Raw genomic sequence first — 15095 nt, forward strand, 5'->3', positions numbered from 1 at the left:
TTTTGATTAACACCTTAAAGATAGCACAGTTGCCAGCTTCCAGCGGAAATTTGCTTGTCATTTTTGCCAGTTGTGCAGGGAATGATTCCGCGTTTTGCCGTTCATTAAGCGTATACTTAAAACAGACGGTGATTTGGTTGGCTGACGCCTTATAATTTCGTTAAGGCCGTTGCTTTTAGCCGCGGAACCACCTATACTTATGAAACTTTATTCAGCAAGGAGGAATTTCGTTTGAGAAACCAATTTTTAAGCGCCAATAACAGCGAAGGCGGCAACGCCGATCAATCGACGAATGATTCGATTGACACGTCATTATTGAAAGATGACCTATACAAGGCCGTCAACGGCAGGTGGGAAAAGACCGCCAAAATTCCTGCCGACCATTCCTCAACCGGCGGCTTCATGGATTTAAATGACAATATTGATAAGCAGCTCATGAGTGATCTCGACGAGCTTGAAAACAAAAATGTCGACAGCTTTGAAGCCCCGTTCTCAGAAATGCTGAAGCTGTATAAATTAGCTCAAAACTTTAAGAAACGGGACGCCGATGGAGCTGAGCCGCTGAAGCCCTACCTTGAAAAAATTGAAGGCATTTCAAACTTTGACGACCTGAACGCCCAAATTGTTGACTGGGTCAAAACCGGTTATCCACTGCCATTTGGCTTTTTCGTCGAACCCGACATGAAGAACACCCGGGTCAACGCCCTGTTTGCCAATAGCGCCAGCCTGTTCTTGCCTGACCGCACCTACTACGAAAATGACAATCCAGCCTACAAACAACTGATGCCAATTCTCACCAAGACCCTCAGTCAGCTTCTGATTTTGGCCGATTACAGCAGCAGCGAAGCCGACGAGATCGTTGAATCCGCGAAGAAATTCGATGCGGCCATCGCACCCCACGTCAAGTCAGCCGAAGAGTCTGCCGATTATAGCAAGATGTACAACCCGCAGAAATTCAGCGACTTTGCGAAATCCAGCAGCCACTTTGATATTAATCAGTTGGCAGCGGGGTTATTCGACAAGGTTCCTGATCAAATCATCGTAACTGAGCCGAAGTACTTTGAAGCCCTGGATGACATTGCTAATGAGACCACTTTCCAAGATATGAAGAATTGGATGCTGGTTAACACGGTTTATGGCGCTGCCGGCACCCTGTCGGAAGAATTCCGCCAAACCGGTTCCACCTTCAGCCGCGCCTTATCTGGCAAGAAAGAAGCCACTCCTCAAAAGAAGTCGGCGTTCTACTTGGCAACCGGCACCTTTGGCCAAACCATTGGCGACTATTACGGCAAGAAATACTTTGGTCCCAAAGCAAAAGCCGACGTTGAGCACATGGTCCGCAACATGATCAACGTCTATAAGAACCGCCTGCAAAACAACACTTGGCTGGGTGAAAACACCAAGAAAAAGGCGATTGTCAAGCTCGACAAACTAGAACTGCACGTCGGTTATCCGGATCATATCGATCAGATTGAATATAAGTACCACATCACCCCAGAAAATCAGGGCGGCACCCTCTTTGAAAACATGTCGAAGATTGGTGAAATCGGTATTGCCGACAACTTTGCCAAACTGGGAAAGCCGGTTGACCGAACCCGTTGGGAAATGAGTGCCAGCACCGTGAACGCCTACTACGATCCCTTCAAGAACCTGATCGTCTTTCCAGCTGCGATTCTCCAAGCACCGTTCTATAGCTTGAAGCAGTCGTCCAGTCAAAACTACGGCGGCATTGGCGCGGTCATTGCGCATGAAATCTCCCACGCCTTTGATAACAACGGTTCCCTGTTCGACGAACTTGGGAATCTGAACAACTGGTGGACCAAGGAAGATCATGAGTACTTCACCAAGTTAGCTGACAAGATGATCAAAGAATTCGATGGCATTCCGTTTGCCGGCAGTAAGGTCAACGGCAAGCTGACGGTTTCGGAAAATATCGCAGATGGCGGCGGCCTCAGCTGCGCCAACGAAGCAGCAAAGAACGAGCAGGATTTCAACCTCTACGACTTCTTCATCAACTGGGCCAAAATTTGGCGGATGAAGGCCACCGATCAATACAAGCAATTGCTGCTGAACATCGATGTCCATGCACCGGCTGAATTACGGGCCAACGTACAGGTTAAGAACCTGGACGATTTCTATTCAACCTTTGAAGTAAAGCCCGGCGACGGGATGTATTTGAAGCCTGAAGATCGGGTGAAGATTTGGTAGATTTAACATAATGATATAAAAATAGGACTGAATCCAATCGGCTGTCATTGACAGTGGGTTGAATTCAGCCCTATTTTATTTGAACGTTACCACTAATTTCTTATGAACCGCATGGGCAATCTTTTCCATATTTTTCATGGTAATATTGCTGTCGCCGGACTCCCAGCGCGCGATCGTCGACTGCGGCACCCCGATTCTTTCGGCAAGCTGTTTCTGGGTAAGCCCAACTTGCTTTCTAAGATTAGAGATTTCAACTGCGTAGGCGTTTTGCTGGTTATAAAAATCATCAGCCTCTTTATAGGCCGCGCTACGCTGTCTTTGGGCCTCAATCATTTTCTCGGTTGGTGTCATATCTTTTCCTCCGTTGATTGCCGCTTCTTCGCATACACCGCCGCCCCATACATCCCGGCAGCCGGTCCCAACTCAGCCAACTTTAAATGAACGGCTTTCTTGGCAACCGCAATTGCCCGGTCATGGATCACCTGCTTGGTGTACTTAAACAACGGCTCGCCGGCTTGGGCAACCCCACCGCCAAGAATGATCAACTCCGGATTTAACAGATTAACCACGTTGACCAGCCCAAAGCCAAACAGTTCACCGGTTTCTTTAAAGACTTCCTGAGCAGTCGCATCTCCCTTGGCAACGGCATCCGAGATGAGCGCTGCCGTCAATTCCTGACCATCGTTCAACCAGTCGGAAATAATGCTTGGTTGACCAGCCGCCAGCTTTTCCTGCATGGTCTTCACCAATCCACGACCGGACACGTAGCGGCCCAGACAGCCGGAGCTCCCGCAGGCACACAGCCGACCACCATGGCGATACATATTCATGTGACCAAGTTCGCCAACGCTATCAGAGGCGCCGTATGCGACCTTGCCATTCAGCATTACCGCTGCTCCTAGCCCGGTTCCTAGAGTGACCAAAACAACGTCTTTTGCCTGCTTAGCCGCCCCGAAGGCCGCCTCACCATACAGGGCAACCCGAACGTCGTTGTCGATAAAGACCGGTTTGCCAAGCTGCTTGCTTAAAATATCAGCAACCGGCACATTCTCCCAATCCGTAAAGTTAGGTGAAAAGATTGACAATCCCGCTTTAACGTCCATCTGACCAGGAACCCCAAGCCCCAGTGCCACGACGGAAGCCCAGTCCACGTTGGCCGCCGTTACCAAATCATGACACGCTTGATAAATTCTGGTCAGAACCGCTTGGGGACCGTTTTCTTCATGCGTCGGCGTTCGCTGCTTGGTCACTAATTTTAACTGGTCATCAAATAGCCCAGCCTTAATATTCGTCCCGCCAAGATCAATCCCTAAATAATATGCTTTTGTCACGCCATCACCTTCTCAGTCATTACCTCATCGTTCTATTTGTCTCTATTATACTCGGTGAAGAGCTAATTCTGGTGACTGGCACTTTAAAAGCCGAACATTAGAACCGTGGTCGGTGCTGATTTCGATAGGAGTCAATGAGACTGATCAACGCTTCCAAAAACATCCCGATGACCATCATGTACATGACCACCATACTGTCACCTAACCACAGCAAAATGCCCATAATCAAGTAGAAGCATACAAAGCCCCACTTCAACCAAATATTTTGAACCATTTATGTCATCCCCTTACTATTTAGAATAGTTCTAAACTAATAGTATTTCAAATGTCATATCAACAAATTTTATGATAGAATGGGTTTGTTCACTATTTAACTTATATTGACCAATCCCAATAACCAAGCGAAATAGCTGATAGACGTATGAGAACATATTAATGTCCATTTGTCATAAATGATATATAATATAGTAAAGAGAACCTGTGAGGTGACCATCATGAAACTAACCGAATATCTTCATGATCAATTGAAGTTTTTAAACGATCAAATGAATTCCGCAAAGAAAGATAAGGATGAAACCATGCAGTACCTGGTTGATTCTAAAATCACTGAAGTTAAATTAATTCTCGAGGCTCTGCAAAAGGGCATTATCGATGAAGCATAACCCGAGGTTGAAGCGAAACGAGCGTTTTGTTGCCAACCTCATTTTGTTTGGTCTCATTCCCCTCACAATCGCCAATTGACTCACTTCGGTTGCAGAAAGCCAACCAAGTGTGTTTTAATTTATTTAGCATGTTTTTTATTTGAACATTAATCTAAGGAGCAAAACAAACTTGATTACATTAAAATCACCACGAGAAATTGAAAAGATGGCCGAATCTGGTAAGGTGCTGGCCGGCGTCCACTTGGGCTTACGGAACATGATTAAGCCCGGATTGGACACTTGGGATATTGAAATGTTTGCTCGTAAATATATTAAAGAACACGGTGGCTACCCTTCAGAAATGGGTTTTGAAGGCTATAAATTTGCAACGTGTGTCTCCGTCAACGACGAAGTTGCCCACGGAATTCCCCGTAAAGGGTTGATTCTAAAGGACGGCGATATCGTCAAAGTTGATTTAACCGTTAACAAAGACGGCTTTGAAAGTGACTCTTGCTGGTCATATGCGGTTGGCAAGGTGTCACCAGAAGTTCAGAAGTTGATGGATGTGACCAAGCGCGCCCTCTATCTTGGAATTGATCAGGCCGTCATCGGCAACCGGCTGGGTGACATTGGTGCCGCAATTCAGACCTATGTAGAGGACGAAAACCACATGGGCGATGTCCGTGAGCTGATTGGTCACGGCATCCAACCTTCCATGCACGAAGAGCCAAACGTCCCTGCTTACGGGGTCCCTCATCGTGGCTTGCGGTTAAAGGAAGGTATGACCATCACCATCGAACCAATGGTCAATACGGGCACTTGGGAGATCAGTGACCGTTATGACAAGAAGGATGACTGGACCTACTACGTATCAGCTGATGGCACGCCATCGGCCCAGTACGAGCACACCTTGGCAATCACCAAGGATGGCCCAAAGATCTTGACAATTCAAGATCCCGATATTGATAAGAAGTATTTACCTGAATTCTAAAAAAACAAAAAGCCGGGCGCAAAATGTTAATTTTGTCCCGGCTTTTCTGTACAAGGAGGTTTTCGTATGAATAATAAAGACTTTAAATTCCCTGATACAAAAGCGTATGAATTTGTGATTGAAACGTTAAGAAAACGTGGGGTCGTCCCGGATGACATTTCCAAAATGGCCATGGAACTCCAAAAAAATTACATTCCCAACTTATCGTTGGATGAGGTGCGAAAAGATACCAACGACGTCCTGCACAAACGAGAAGTGTTGAATAACGCGATGGTTGGTTTGGAACTGGATCGCCTGGCAACCCAGGGGCTCCTGAAAGAACCATTGGAAAGTATCATCATGAATGACTCGGGCGTTTTCGGGGTGGATGAAGGAATCGCGCTGAACATCGCCAACATTTACGGCACGATTGGCATCACCAATTATGGCTACGTGGATAAGGATAAGTCAGGAATTGTCCGCAAATTGGATGAGGCAAAGGACGGCCAGTCGAATACGTTCATTGACGATATAGTGGGAGCCATAGCCAGTGCGGTGTCGGCGAAGATAGCGCATAGAAATAATTAGAGTGCGACGAAGCCCGGGAAGTGCGGTGTCTAAGGGCAAAGAAGTGGAAATCCCGGGTTTGGATTTTTGCTTCTTTGCCCTTAGACGTTAGCACTTGGGCTGTCGCCCTCAAAAGGGCTAGGCAATGCTTTCAGCATGGCCGTCGGAGCACGTTTCAGCTAGGTAGCAGGACACCAACCACTATCTACCAGGCAACCAACCTGCAACCAACCAGCCAACCTACTCCCGCCACCCCCGCGTTTCACTATCCACATCCCGCTTACGAATGCCGGACACAAAGGGATTCCCCTTAACAAAATACCGCAGTGGCTTAGTGGCCCAGTCCCCCTGATTTGAAACGCCAATGCGATTGGACGATTCAATGGCAGCGGGGACTTTTTTCTCGTCCTGGTGAATATCTAAAGCGACGTCGCCAAAGATATGCATGTTCATTTTCTTATCCGAAATTCCAAAGGCTTCCATCAATTTACCGGGGCCGTTGGTCAGGTCAACCCCATCCTTGGCCCGATTTGTCAGCATAATATCCTTACCAATTGTCGGCTCAATCGCGCGGATCAGCACTCCTTGGGGAACGTCCTTTTCCTGGGCGGCAACATCAAGTAAGTAACGCCCGTGGATCGAATAGATGTAAACTGTACCCGGGGGACCATACAGCGGCTCGTTGGATGCGGTTCGTCGGCCCTTAAATGCGTGGGCGGCAGAATCCTTTTGACCCATGTAGGCTTCGGTTTCGACAATCCAGCCACCGACCTTGCCCTTGGGGGACTCATATGTCAGCAGCATCCCCAGCATTTGTTTGGCAATCTCGTCAGTTGAAGCACTGGCGTAAAATGGATCACTGGTTCTCAAACTATCATCGCTTTCACTATCAAAATTTATAGGAGGAATTGTCAATGGCACTTAAATTGGAACGAATTTACGATAAGCCCGCTGACACCGACGGGTACCGAATTTTAGTCGATCGTCTCTGGCCTCGGGGCATCTCAAAGGTGAACGCCAAACTCGACGAGTGGGAAAAAGAAATTGCCCCGACTAAAGAATTACGGTCGTGGTTCTCCCACGACCCGGAAAAGTTTCCGGACTTTAAGACCAAATACATCGCTGAACTGGACCAAAACGAAAAAACAGCCGCCTTTATTACCCAGATTGCCGATAAATTGAAGACCGGCAACGTCATCCTTCTTTATGGCGCCAAGGACCGGGAACATAATCAAGCCGTTGTTTTAAAAACATATATTGAGGATCACTTAGGCCAAGCCTGAGCGATATTTGCAAGCGTCAACTCACGGGTCGTCATGAAATTAATGGCGGCCTCTTTTAGTACCTTGGGATCGCCAACGCCAATCGACACGATTCCGGCGGCGTTAATCGATTCGACGCCCACCATGCCATCATCGATGCCGACACATTCATCCGGCGCCAAATGCAGCATTTCAGCAGCCTTGGCAAATACGTCCGGGGCCGGCTTGTTGTGCCTTATTTCCTTTAAGTCAACGATTAGTGGAAAATAGGATTCCACTTGCAGCTTCCGAATTTCCTTGGGAGCATTGGCGGAGGCTGACGCAATGATGATTTTATAATGGTTGGCCACCAATTCGTCAAGAAACGGCATGATTCCAGGGAGAATATCACCCGGATTCATCTTGTCCAGCATCGTTTGATAGATCGCATTCTTCTTATCAGCCAAAGCTTCCTTTTGGTCGGCGGAAAATTGATCAGCCATACCGCCAGCTGCCAAAATGGCGTTCAGAGAATCAATCCGGTCCCGCCCCTTAATCCCTTCTTCCAGTTGCGATGACCACGCAATTCCCAACTGGGCCGCGATTTCTTGCCAGGACTTGCTGTGATAAGCCCACGAATCGGTAATGATCCCGTTAAGGTCGAATAAGACCCCTTTAACCTTCGAAAAGTCACTCATATCGTCGTCCCTCCTGATGATTCGTATAAGTCATTTATATCACAGAGTGCGGTCCGAAAGCCAATGTCAGCCCTTAATTGCCATGAATTCACGATCGGTTTCGATGACTCCGTTCAGGAATGCAAATGTTGGTTATTATTCGCAAAATGTTTTACCATTTGAAACAAGTTATTGACTATGAATGCAAAGGGGAATCATTATGAACATCACATTTATTGGCATCGGTGACATGGGATCACATATGGTGCCGCATCTGTTAAAAGCGGGTCACCAGGTCACTATTTGGGACCGGGACGCTGAAAAGATGGCTGCCGAGCACGATAAATATCCGGCCGCTAAAGTTGCAACCTCGCTGAAAGATGCCGTTCAGGGCGCAGCGTTAGTGATAACGTCAGTCATGTCCTCGGATGTGTTGGCGCTTCACATTGGTGAGAAGGACCAGCCGGGAATCGTGACCTATCTCGACCCTAAGGCCGCCCTGGTTGTCACGTCAACGCTGGATCCAGACAAGATCAGCGCCATTCAGGCCAAAATGCCCGCGGATACTTATCTGCTGGACGCGCCGATGATCGGCGGCGTTAAGTACGCCAGAGAAGCTGGATTAGTCTTTATTGTCGGCGGCGACAAAACGGCATTTGACCGCATCGAACCCGTTCTGAGTTTAATGGGCACGGTTGAATACGCCGGTAAATTAGGCAATGGCGCCAAGCTCAAATTAATCACCAACGACGGCATCATGGCGGCCGAAGCCGGGATCCGGGAAACCCTTGATCTCGCTGACGCCTACGGAATCGATTACGACATTACGTTGAAATTGCTCCAGATGGGCCCCCTCAAGGCGGTTGTCGTGCGGGCGCTCGACCAAACCAATCCGCGGCCGCTCAAGGATTCCGTGGCCGACGTTGATGAGCTGGTTAAAGCCACCGACAAGGTCCTGGAACTCTCAATCGTTAAGAACGCCCAGGAGCGGCTACAAAAGGCCGTCGACGCGACTAATGGCAAGGCGCGGTTTATTGATATTACCACGAAGAATACGGCGTTGCCGGATTACCGGGATGATAATCATCAATAAGATGCCGCCACACTCTCAAAATTTGTACAAAGAGCGCAGAAAAAACGGCGTTCACCAAGGCCCCATGAGCTAAGGTTGAACGCCGTTTTGATTGATTTAATTAACTTACTTGACCGCATTAAATATCCAGGTAATCCCGTACTTATCAACCACTTGACCGTACTTATTACCGGAAGACTTCTTTTCAAACGTCATGATGACCTTCACTTCTTCGGATTCGGCCACCTGCTTGAAGAGGGCTTCCAAATCGGATTCGGCGTCGGAATCACGCTGATCCACTTCCAACATCAGTGAAATCAACGATGACACGACGGGTTTGCCCATAAAACTGTCAGTACAAAAGACCTGCTGGCCAAGAACTTTAAAGCTGGCCTTGAACGTGAGGTTATCCAGGTCAACGTCAGGATTCAGCGCCATCTCGTCAGCCTGCTTCTCTGTCGGCGGCTGCCGGTTAACGTCGGTGGCCCCGAAGACGCGCTTGTAATATTCAAGCGCGTTTTTTGTATTTTCAAATGTTAAATATGGAATTAGTTTCGTATTTGCCATTAGGTCAGCAACCCTTACCTTGCTTTTTATATTTTAGTCATTAATACCTAAATTTTAGAATACCGTTAATTGCAATCGTTGTCAACGTTAACAATTACGCCGGCCCGTTAAATCAAGCTTCATCCGTTCTGTAAACTGTTATTCTAAATGAAAAAGTGTAAAATTAGAAGTAAAGGTACCTGAAAGGATGGGACATATGGGATTAGCCATTACAATTTTTGTATTAAACGCGCTGTACATTTCAATCAACACATTTCGAACGATGCTGGTTGTTAAGGGCCATCAATTTTTGGCGCCGATTGTCGCGGTCGGCGAGGAAGTCGTTTACGTGCTGGCCTTGGCAATCGCCCTGGACCACATTGACAGTCCGCTAAACGTTGCCGCCTATGCGATTGGGTTCGGTGTCGGGATCTATATTGGCATCATCATTGAAGACAAGATTGCTTTGGGCTACGTGAATTTCCAAGTAACCGTCCAAATCGACCCACAAAATCCAGTCCACGCCCACAACGAAGAATTAGCTGAAAAGCTGCGGGATCTGGGTTATGGGGTGACCGTAAGCCGGGCTGAAGGTCGTGCCGGCGCTCGGCTTGTGCTAAGTATCCTGGCGCCCCGAAAGGCTGACCGCCGCTTAATGGAGCAAATTAAAGAAATTTCACCAGACGCCTTCATCATGGTTCAGGAACCGGTTCAATTATCCGGGGGCTTCTGGAGTAAGGAAGTTGACCGGCGGTATCACGGCGTCACCCATCATTAATGCTGATCATCATCAAATAGCCCCAGTTGCTTGAGGCTTTCTTCAATATCATGCACCGATTTTTCCGTTGTTGGTGACAGGTGCGTTGGGGCCTCATGAACTGGTTTAATATCATCTGTGTCAAGCTTAATTGGCCGCTTCTTTCGCTCAGGTCGCTGAGTTGATTCAGAAGCGGCTTTTTGCGGCTCGGAGTCAGTTGGCAGCGACTTCACCGTGACATTTTCATCGGGGGCATCCCCTTCCTGATGCTTCATGGCATCCATTGTTTGGTTCAATAGCTCATCCACCAAAACGTTGCCCGAATTGTCAGCGTGACCCTTCGTCCATTTAAAATTAATCTTTGGAAATTGCCGTAACAGGCCGTCTAACTGCTGCCAAAGTTCAGCGTTCACCAGCGGCCCGGCGCTTCGCTTCCAGCCGCGACGTTTCCAGCTGGCCAGCCACTTCTTGGTAATCGCGTTTAACACGTATCGGGAATCCGACACCACCAGGATCGGTTCTTGTTGGTGATCGTGTGCCACCAAAAAGCTCAGTGCCCGTACCAGTGCCATAATCTCCATGCGGTTGTTGGTGGCCCCATACTCGCCGCCGGTGCCGGTTATCTGTTTCTCGTCATCGGCAAGCTGAATGGCAAATGCCCAGGCTGCCTTATCGTCGGCCTTAACGTGTTCCCCCGGCCGATTTCCGTGCGACCGGGAACCGCCATCCGTATACACTAAAATTTGGCCCGGAACAATCGGTAAATCGAGTTGCTGGGAATCTTCTTTAGAGTGGGAAACGCCCAAATAGTCCTCGGCGTCCTGGCGAAGACCAAAACTTTTATACTGGGCGCCTGAAAACCCACTCACCTGTTTCTGAGTATCCGGCCAATTCGTATATATCCCGGTCTTACGGCCTTTTTTGACGGCATAATATTTCAAAAGATCACCTCTAAATGTCTAAATTTTCAGAAAGTTTGTGTATAATATTTCTATCTACTTTTCAATTAGTTTAATCTATGCGAAAATGGTAGTAAAGGGGGCTAAGACCACATGACCCGAACTAAAGCCACATTAATCACAATTGAAGAGGCAAAAGCGCTATTGAAGGATCGCTCTGATCAGATCAATGAACGTTTCCCACGCCTTAAGAAGCAGGGAAAGTACATTTTGTCGGACTATCGTTTGACCAGAAAGCGGGAAGCCTTCAAGATTCGGAAACATACTTTTCTCCAGCGCCACCCACGTTCCTACGTTGCTTTTGACTCAGAGAATGGGCAAACGCTTTGGATGCATAATTTTCCAAGCTTAACGGAAGCAATCTTCTGGTTGGATACCGGACTTAAACCAACCGATACCGATACCAGCACATCTTATAAGCAATGGAAGGATCAGCATGAAGACGACATCAACGCATTAAAAGATATCCTTCGTGAACGATCCAAGGCAAGAAAAGCTGCCATTGCAAAGAAAAAAGCGACGAAAAAGGTTAAAAAAGCCAACTAAACTGATTGAGTTGTCAAACGCACGAATCTTAGCATCGAAATCCTCGTGATTTTAACGTTAAGATTGGCGCGTTTTTTTGTGCCCAACCGCACACCCCCAATTGCGGCCAACCCCTATAGCTTCAGGTGGTTCGTGACCCGTTTTGGCGCGGTCTCCACCAGGATTTTGCCCCGATGAATCGAATAGAGAACCTCGGATCGTTCGTTCAATGCATTATAGAAATTATCGTTGTTCATAATGATGCAGTTGGCGGGCTTACCCACCTCGATGCCGTAATGGTCGGTGATGTGCATTGCCTTGGCGGCATTGGTGGTGACAAATTGATAGGAATTCAAGATGTCGTTGTAGCCCATCAAATGGCCAACGTGAATCCCCATTTCAACCGGGTCGAGCATGTTACCGTTGCCCATGGGATACCAGGGATCCTTGAGGTCGTCTTCACCAAAGGCAACGTTAATGCCCGCGTCACGCAGTTCTTTGACCCGGGTCATCCCCCGGCGTTTCGGATAACTATCGAAGCGCCCACCCAAGTTGGTGTTGACCAAGGGATTGGCAATAAAATTAATGTGGGAAAGCTTTAACAAGCGGAACAGCTTGTAAGCATAGGCATCGTTGTATGAGCCCATTGCCGTGGTGTGGCTGGCCGTGACCTTATCGCCCATCCCTGATTCCAACGCCAGGGTTGCCAGAGTTTCCAAGCTTCGGGATTGGGGGTCGTCAATTTCATCACAGTGAACGTCCACTAATTTATCGTGGGTTTCGGCGAGCTTCATCAGAAATTTAAGTGACTCAACGGCGTATTCCCGGGTAAATTCAAAGTGGGGAATGCCGCCAATCACGTCAGCGCCCATTTCCGCAGCCTGGGTCATCAACTCGCGTCCATGAGGAAATGACAGGATCCCGTCTTGTGGAAAGGCCACCAATTGGATTTCGACCTGATCGGCCAGCTCGTCGCGCACTTCCAGCAACGCTTTAAGCGCCGTCAAATTGGGATCGGTCACGTCAACGTGACTGCGGACAAACTGAATGCCGTTTTCAACTTGGCGCTTAATCGCCTGTTTGGCCCGGGCCTTCACATCCGCTTCGGTGAGGGTCTTCTTGCGCTCACCCCAGATGCGAATCCCGTCAAACAGCGTCCCAGTCTGATTCCATTCCGGATCACCAGCTGTTTGAGTCGCGTCCAGATGCACGTGGGGATCGACGAATGGCGGCAATAATAATTTATTAGTGGCGTCAATTACCTGCTCATCGTCACGAGCCGCGATTTTGGGCGCAATTTCGACAAACTGACCATTTTCAATTTTCACGTCGCTGATCGCGCTGGCATTTTGAATATGAACATTTTTAATTAGCATATTTCAGGCCCCTCATAATTGTGGATTTCCTTTATTATAGCGTATTTAGCCGGTGTATATCCGCAAAAGTATGAGATAATAGGAGTGCTCACACGGGCGATTATACATAGCACCATTTATCGTTTGAGGGGGAATCATTACTTGCGCGTTCAAGGAAAATTGTCATTACCACAAATTTTAACATTGGGCTTTCTCACGATTATTCTGGTCGGCACCATCTTGTTATCGCTGCCAATTGCCAGTCGGGATGGCACGGCCACGAGCACCATCAATTCATTCTTCACGGCCACTTCAGCAACCTGTGTCACCGGCATGACGGTCGTTAATACGGCGCTGCACTGGAGTTTGTTTGGTAAAATTGTCATCCTGATCCTCGTTGAAATTGGTGGGCTGGGCTTCATGACCTTTGCCGTCCTGATGTTCGTCTTTATGCGGCGAAAGGTTGACCTGACAACCCAATTGCTGACCCAGCAATCACTGAACCTGGAGACATTTGCCAATACCCGCAGCGTTGTGTTTTTGGTTGTCCGCCTGTCGCTGGCCATCCAGTTATTGGGCGCTCTATTATTACTGGTTGACTTTTATCCGCGGTATGGCCTCAAAAAGGGCATCGGCTTCAGTATTTTTCATTCGATCAGTGCCTTTTGTAACGCCGGGTTTGATCTGTTTGACAACAGTCTGGTGCGGTTTCAGAACGATCCGTATTTCCTGTTTGTCCTGACCATCTTGATTATTTCGGGATCCCTGGGCTTTTTGGTTTGGAAAGATATTCTCCTGTATCATGAAGATCACTACCTGAGTCTGCATACCAAACTAGCGTTGACGACCTATCTTGGTCTCATCGTTCTGAGCTTCGGCGTCTACCTGTTAACCGAGGGCAACTTTAGTGAAAATCAGCACCTGGATTTCTTCCAACGGCTGATGAACACGTACTTCATGTCAGTCACCCCGCGAACTGCCGGTTTTTACACGGTCGCCCCAACCCATATCTCAATGGGCGGGATGTTCTTCACCATGATCTTGATGCTGATTGGCGGAACCCCGGGGTCAACTGCCGGTGGAATTAAGACCACTACCGTTGGCATTCTGTTGATCCGGGTTTGGGCAACCTTGCGCGGCAAACGCGACGCGACGTTTATGGGCCGGCGGTTCACCAACAGCAACGTTTCCCGGTCATTAACCCTGGTCTTTTTGGTGGCGGTGGTGCTCTCAGTAGCCACGCTGGTGCTAACGCTGACCGAAAAAATTCCGCAACACTCTGGGATTGAGTACATCATGTTTGATGTCGTGTCAGCCTTTGGAACGACCGGCTACACGCTGGGCCTCACCCCTCACCTGACCGTGATTGGCAAATTAATTTTTGCCGTGTTAATGTTTATGGGACGAGTTGGCGTCTTTACCGTCATGTATTCACTGCTCAATTCAAAGCGCCCGGAAGACGCCTTCAGATATCCAAAGGAAAACGTCATGATTGGCTAAAAGTAAGGAGATTGTACCGTGAAAAGCAATTACGCCGTCATCGGCCTCGGCCTGTTCGGCAGCAGTATCGTCAACACACTGCTGGAGAACGATCAAGAGGTTTTGGTGATTGATAAAAAAGAAGAAAATGTCGACCGATTTCGCGACGTCGCAACCGAAGCCATCGTTGCCGACACCCAAAATGAATTAGCGCTGCAGCAGCTCGGAATTGGTAACTTTGACAACGTCTTTGTCGCAATTGGGACCGACCTTGAGGCCAGCATTATGACCACCCTGATCTGTAAAGATTTGGGCGTTAAACATCTCGTTTGCAAAGCTGAAAATGCCCGCCACGCCCAGGTGTTGGAAAAATTAGGGGCTGACGAAATCATTCAGCCTGAACGGGATATGGGCCAAAGAGTCGCCCTGCATGTGATGGAACCCAAGATTTTAAACGACATGAAGCTCAAGGGTGAACTGGTTGTCGTTGAATTTGAGTTAACGAATCCGAAACTCTTTAACCAAACCCTTAAAGAACTCGACCTAACCAACCGCTATCGCGTCTCCGTGATCGCCCTCTCGCATATGGATGACCAGGACGCCGCCATTCCCAATCAGTCAACGGTCATTAAGGCCGGCGATGTGGTCACTATTTTGGGAACGCGCAAGGACGTTAAGAAGTTTGAGGATCTTGCGACAAAGTAAATTAAACTACTAACCTAAAAAGGCGGCCACATCATGGTACTGTACCCTGTCAAGTTGACACA

18 protein-coding genes are annotated in these 15095 nt (G+C 48.1%); 10 read left to right on the plus strand and 8 right to left on the minus strand.

Annotated features, from left to right (window positions below; translation table 11 throughout):
• Positions 1 to 231 precede the first annotated feature (231 nt).
• Positions 232 to 2208: a M13 family metallopeptidase gene (locus FD47_RS05125; RefSeq protein ID WP_082620189.1), complete on the plus strand. Its 1977-nt coding sequence runs from the start codon at positions 232 to 234 to the stop codon at positions 2206 to 2208.
• Positions 2209 to 2283: 75 nt separating this feature from the next.
• Here the strand turns inward: FD47_RS05125 and FD47_RS05130 are convergent, their stop codons facing one another.
• The 3 genes from FD47_RS05130 to FD47_RS15640 form a co-directional block, all read right to left on the minus strand.
• A complete protein-coding gene (locus tag FD47_RS05130) occupies positions 2284 to 2559 on the minus strand; it encodes a helix-turn-helix domain-containing protein (protein WP_054733526.1) in 276 nt (91 codons plus the stop codon).
• A complete protein-coding gene (locus tag FD47_RS05135; RefSeq protein ID WP_054733523.1) occupies positions 2556 to 3539 on the minus strand; it encodes an ROK family protein in 984 nt (327 codons plus the stop codon). The genes FD47_RS05130 and FD47_RS05135 overlap by 4 nt, the downstream gene beginning before the upstream one ends.
• A 97-nt stretch (positions 3540 to 3636) precedes the next feature.
• Positions 3637 to 3813, minus strand: coding sequence for a hypothetical protein (locus FD47_RS15640; protein WP_169790560.1), 177 nt, complete (start codon positions 3811 to 3813; stop codon positions 3637 to 3639).
• A 220-nt stretch (positions 3814 to 4033) separates the two neighbouring features.
• Here FD47_RS15640 and FD47_RS15645 point away from each other — a divergent pair, with 220 nt between their 5' ends.
• From FD47_RS15645 to FD47_RS05145, 3 genes are all read left to right on the plus strand, one after another.
• Positions 4034 to 4201, plus strand: a complete 168-nt coding sequence (locus FD47_RS15645; protein WP_169790561.1) for a hypothetical protein — start codon at positions 4034 to 4036, stop codon at positions 4199 to 4201.
• 169 nt (positions 4202 to 4370) lie between these two features.
• Positions 4371 to 5171 carry a type I methionyl aminopeptidase gene (map, locus tag FD47_RS05140; protein WP_056980145.1) on the plus strand — a complete coding sequence of 267 codons (801 nt, stop codon included), beginning with the start codon at positions 4371 to 4373 and terminating at the stop codon, positions 5169 to 5171.
• Positions 5172 to 5237: 66 nt separating this feature from the next.
• Complete coding sequence (locus FD47_RS05145) at positions 5238 to 5738, plus strand: phosphatidylglycerophosphatase A family protein (protein WP_054733520.1); 501 nt, start codon at positions 5238 to 5240, stop codon at positions 5736 to 5738.
• A gap of 219 nt (positions 5739 to 5957) precedes the next feature.
• Here FD47_RS05145 and FD47_RS05150 read toward each other — a convergent pair whose 3' ends face one another.
• Entirely contained in the window at positions 5958 to 6587 is a 630-nt protein-coding gene (locus FD47_RS05150) for a DNA-3-methyladenine glycosylase (protein WP_054733518.1), read from the minus strand.
• Positions 6588 to 6631: 44 nt separating this feature from the next.
• Here FD47_RS05150 and FD47_RS05155 point away from each other — a divergent pair, with 44 nt between their 5' ends.
• Positions 6632 to 7000 carry a DUF488 domain-containing protein gene (locus FD47_RS05155; RefSeq protein ID WP_054733515.1) on the plus strand — a complete coding sequence of 123 codons (369 nt, stop codon included), beginning with the start codon at positions 6632 to 6634 and terminating at the stop codon, positions 6998 to 7000.
• Here FD47_RS05155 and pgmB read toward each other — a convergent pair.
• Entirely contained in the window at positions 6982 to 7656 is a 675-nt protein-coding gene (pgmB, locus tag FD47_RS05160) for a beta-phosphoglucomutase (protein ID WP_056980147.1), read from the minus strand. The two genes, FD47_RS05155 and pgmB, sit on opposite strands and share 19 nt — an antisense overlap.
• Before the next feature lie 199 nt (positions 7657 to 7855).
• On the opposite strand from pgmB, the gene FD47_RS05165 reads away from it, so the two are divergent.
• Positions 7856 to 8728, plus strand: coding sequence for an NAD(P)-dependent oxidoreductase (locus FD47_RS05165; protein WP_056980149.1), 873 nt, complete (start codon positions 7856 to 7858; stop codon positions 8726 to 8728).
• A 105-nt stretch (positions 8729 to 8833) separates the two neighbouring features.
• Here the strand turns inward: FD47_RS05165 and FD47_RS05170 are convergent, their stop codons facing one another.
• Positions 8834 to 9274, minus strand: coding sequence for a VOC family protein (locus tag FD47_RS05170; protein WP_008212828.1), 441 nt, complete (start codon positions 9272 to 9274; stop codon positions 8834 to 8836).
• 196 nt (positions 9275 to 9470) lie between these two features.
• Between FD47_RS05170 and FD47_RS05175 the strand changes: the two genes are divergently transcribed.
• A complete protein-coding gene (locus FD47_RS05175) occupies positions 9471 to 10031 on the plus strand; it encodes a DUF2179 domain-containing protein (RefSeq protein ID WP_054733512.1) in 561 nt (186 codons plus the stop codon).
• Here FD47_RS05175 and FD47_RS05180 read toward each other — a convergent pair.
• A complete protein-coding gene (locus tag FD47_RS05180; RefSeq protein ID WP_054733509.1) occupies positions 10028 to 10951 on the minus strand; it encodes a ribonuclease H family protein in 924 nt (307 codons plus the stop codon). The genes FD47_RS05175 and FD47_RS05180 overlap by 4 nt on opposite strands.
• Positions 10952 to 11062: 111 nt before the next feature.
• On the opposite strand from FD47_RS05180, the gene FD47_RS05185 reads away from it, so the two are divergent.
• Entirely contained in the window at positions 11063 to 11515 is a 453-nt protein-coding gene (locus FD47_RS05185; protein WP_008212823.1) for a hypothetical protein, read from the plus strand.
• A gap of 113 nt (positions 11516 to 11628) precedes the next feature.
• On the opposite strand, the gene codA is transcribed toward FD47_RS05185, so the two are convergent.
• Complete coding sequence (gene codA / locus FD47_RS05190; protein ID WP_056980151.1) at positions 11629 to 12870, minus strand: cytosine deaminase; 1242 nt, start codon at positions 12868 to 12870, stop codon at positions 11629 to 11631.
• A gap of 141 nt (positions 12871 to 13011) precedes the next feature.
• On the opposite strand from codA, the gene FD47_RS05195 reads away from it, so the two are divergent.
• Entirely contained in the window at positions 13012 to 14349 is a 1338-nt protein-coding gene (locus FD47_RS05195) for a TrkH family potassium uptake protein (RefSeq protein WP_040537785.1), read from the plus strand.
• Positions 14350 to 14367: 18 nt separating this feature from the next.
• Positions 14368 to 15033: a potassium channel family protein gene (locus FD47_RS05200; RefSeq protein WP_054733506.1), complete on the plus strand. Its 666-nt coding sequence runs from the start codon at positions 14368 to 14370 to the stop codon at positions 15031 to 15033.
• Positions 15034 to 15095: the final 62 nt, after the last annotated feature.

The sequence above is a fragment of the Lentilactobacillus parafarraginis DSM 18390 = JCM 14109 genome (genome assembly GCF_001435895.1).
In the GTDB taxonomy this organism is placed as follows: Bacteria; Bacillota; Bacilli; order Lactobacillales; family Lactobacillaceae; genus Lentilactobacillus; species Lentilactobacillus parafarraginis.

Excerpts from the sequence above, each read along its gene's own strand:
- FD47_RS05130 (WP_054733526.1), bottom strand. The coding sequence starts at position 2,559 with ATGACACCAACCGAGAAAATGATTGAGGCCCAAAGACAGCGTAGCGCG.
- FD47_RS15640 (WP_169790560.1), bottom strand. The coding sequence starts at position 3,813 with ATGGTTCAAAATATTTGGTTGAAGTGGGGCTTTGTATGCTTCTACTTG.
- FD47_RS15645 (WP_169790561.1), top strand. The coding sequence starts at position 4,034 with ATGAAACTAACCGAATATCTTCATGATCAATTGAAGTTTTTAAACGAT.
- FD47_RS05145 (WP_054733520.1), top strand. The coding sequence starts at position 5,238 with ATGAATAATAAAGACTTTAAATTCCCTGATACAAAAGCGTATGAATTT.
- FD47_RS05155 (WP_054733515.1), top strand. The coding sequence starts at position 6,632 with ATGGCACTTAAATTGGAACGAATTTACGATAAGCCCGCTGACACCGAC.
- pgmB (WP_056980147.1), bottom strand. The coding sequence starts at position 7,656 with ATGAGTGACTTTTCGAAGGTTAAAGGGGTCTTATTCGACCTTAACGGG.
- FD47_RS05165 (WP_056980149.1), top strand. The coding sequence starts at position 7,856 with ATGAACATCACATTTATTGGCATCGGTGACATGGGATCACATATGGTG.
- FD47_RS05170 (WP_008212828.1), bottom strand. The coding sequence starts at position 9,274 with ATGGCAAATACGAAACTAATTCCATATTTAACATTTGAAAATACAAAA.
- FD47_RS05175 (WP_054733512.1), top strand. The coding sequence starts at position 9,471 with ATGGGATTAGCCATTACAATTTTTGTATTAAACGCGCTGTACATTTCA.
- FD47_RS05185 (WP_008212823.1), top strand. The coding sequence starts at position 11,063 with ATGACCCGAACTAAAGCCACATTAATCACAATTGAAGAGGCAAAAGCG.
- codA (WP_056980151.1), bottom strand. The coding sequence starts at position 12,870 with ATGCTAATTAAAAATGTTCATATTCAAAATGCCAGCGCGATCAGCGAC.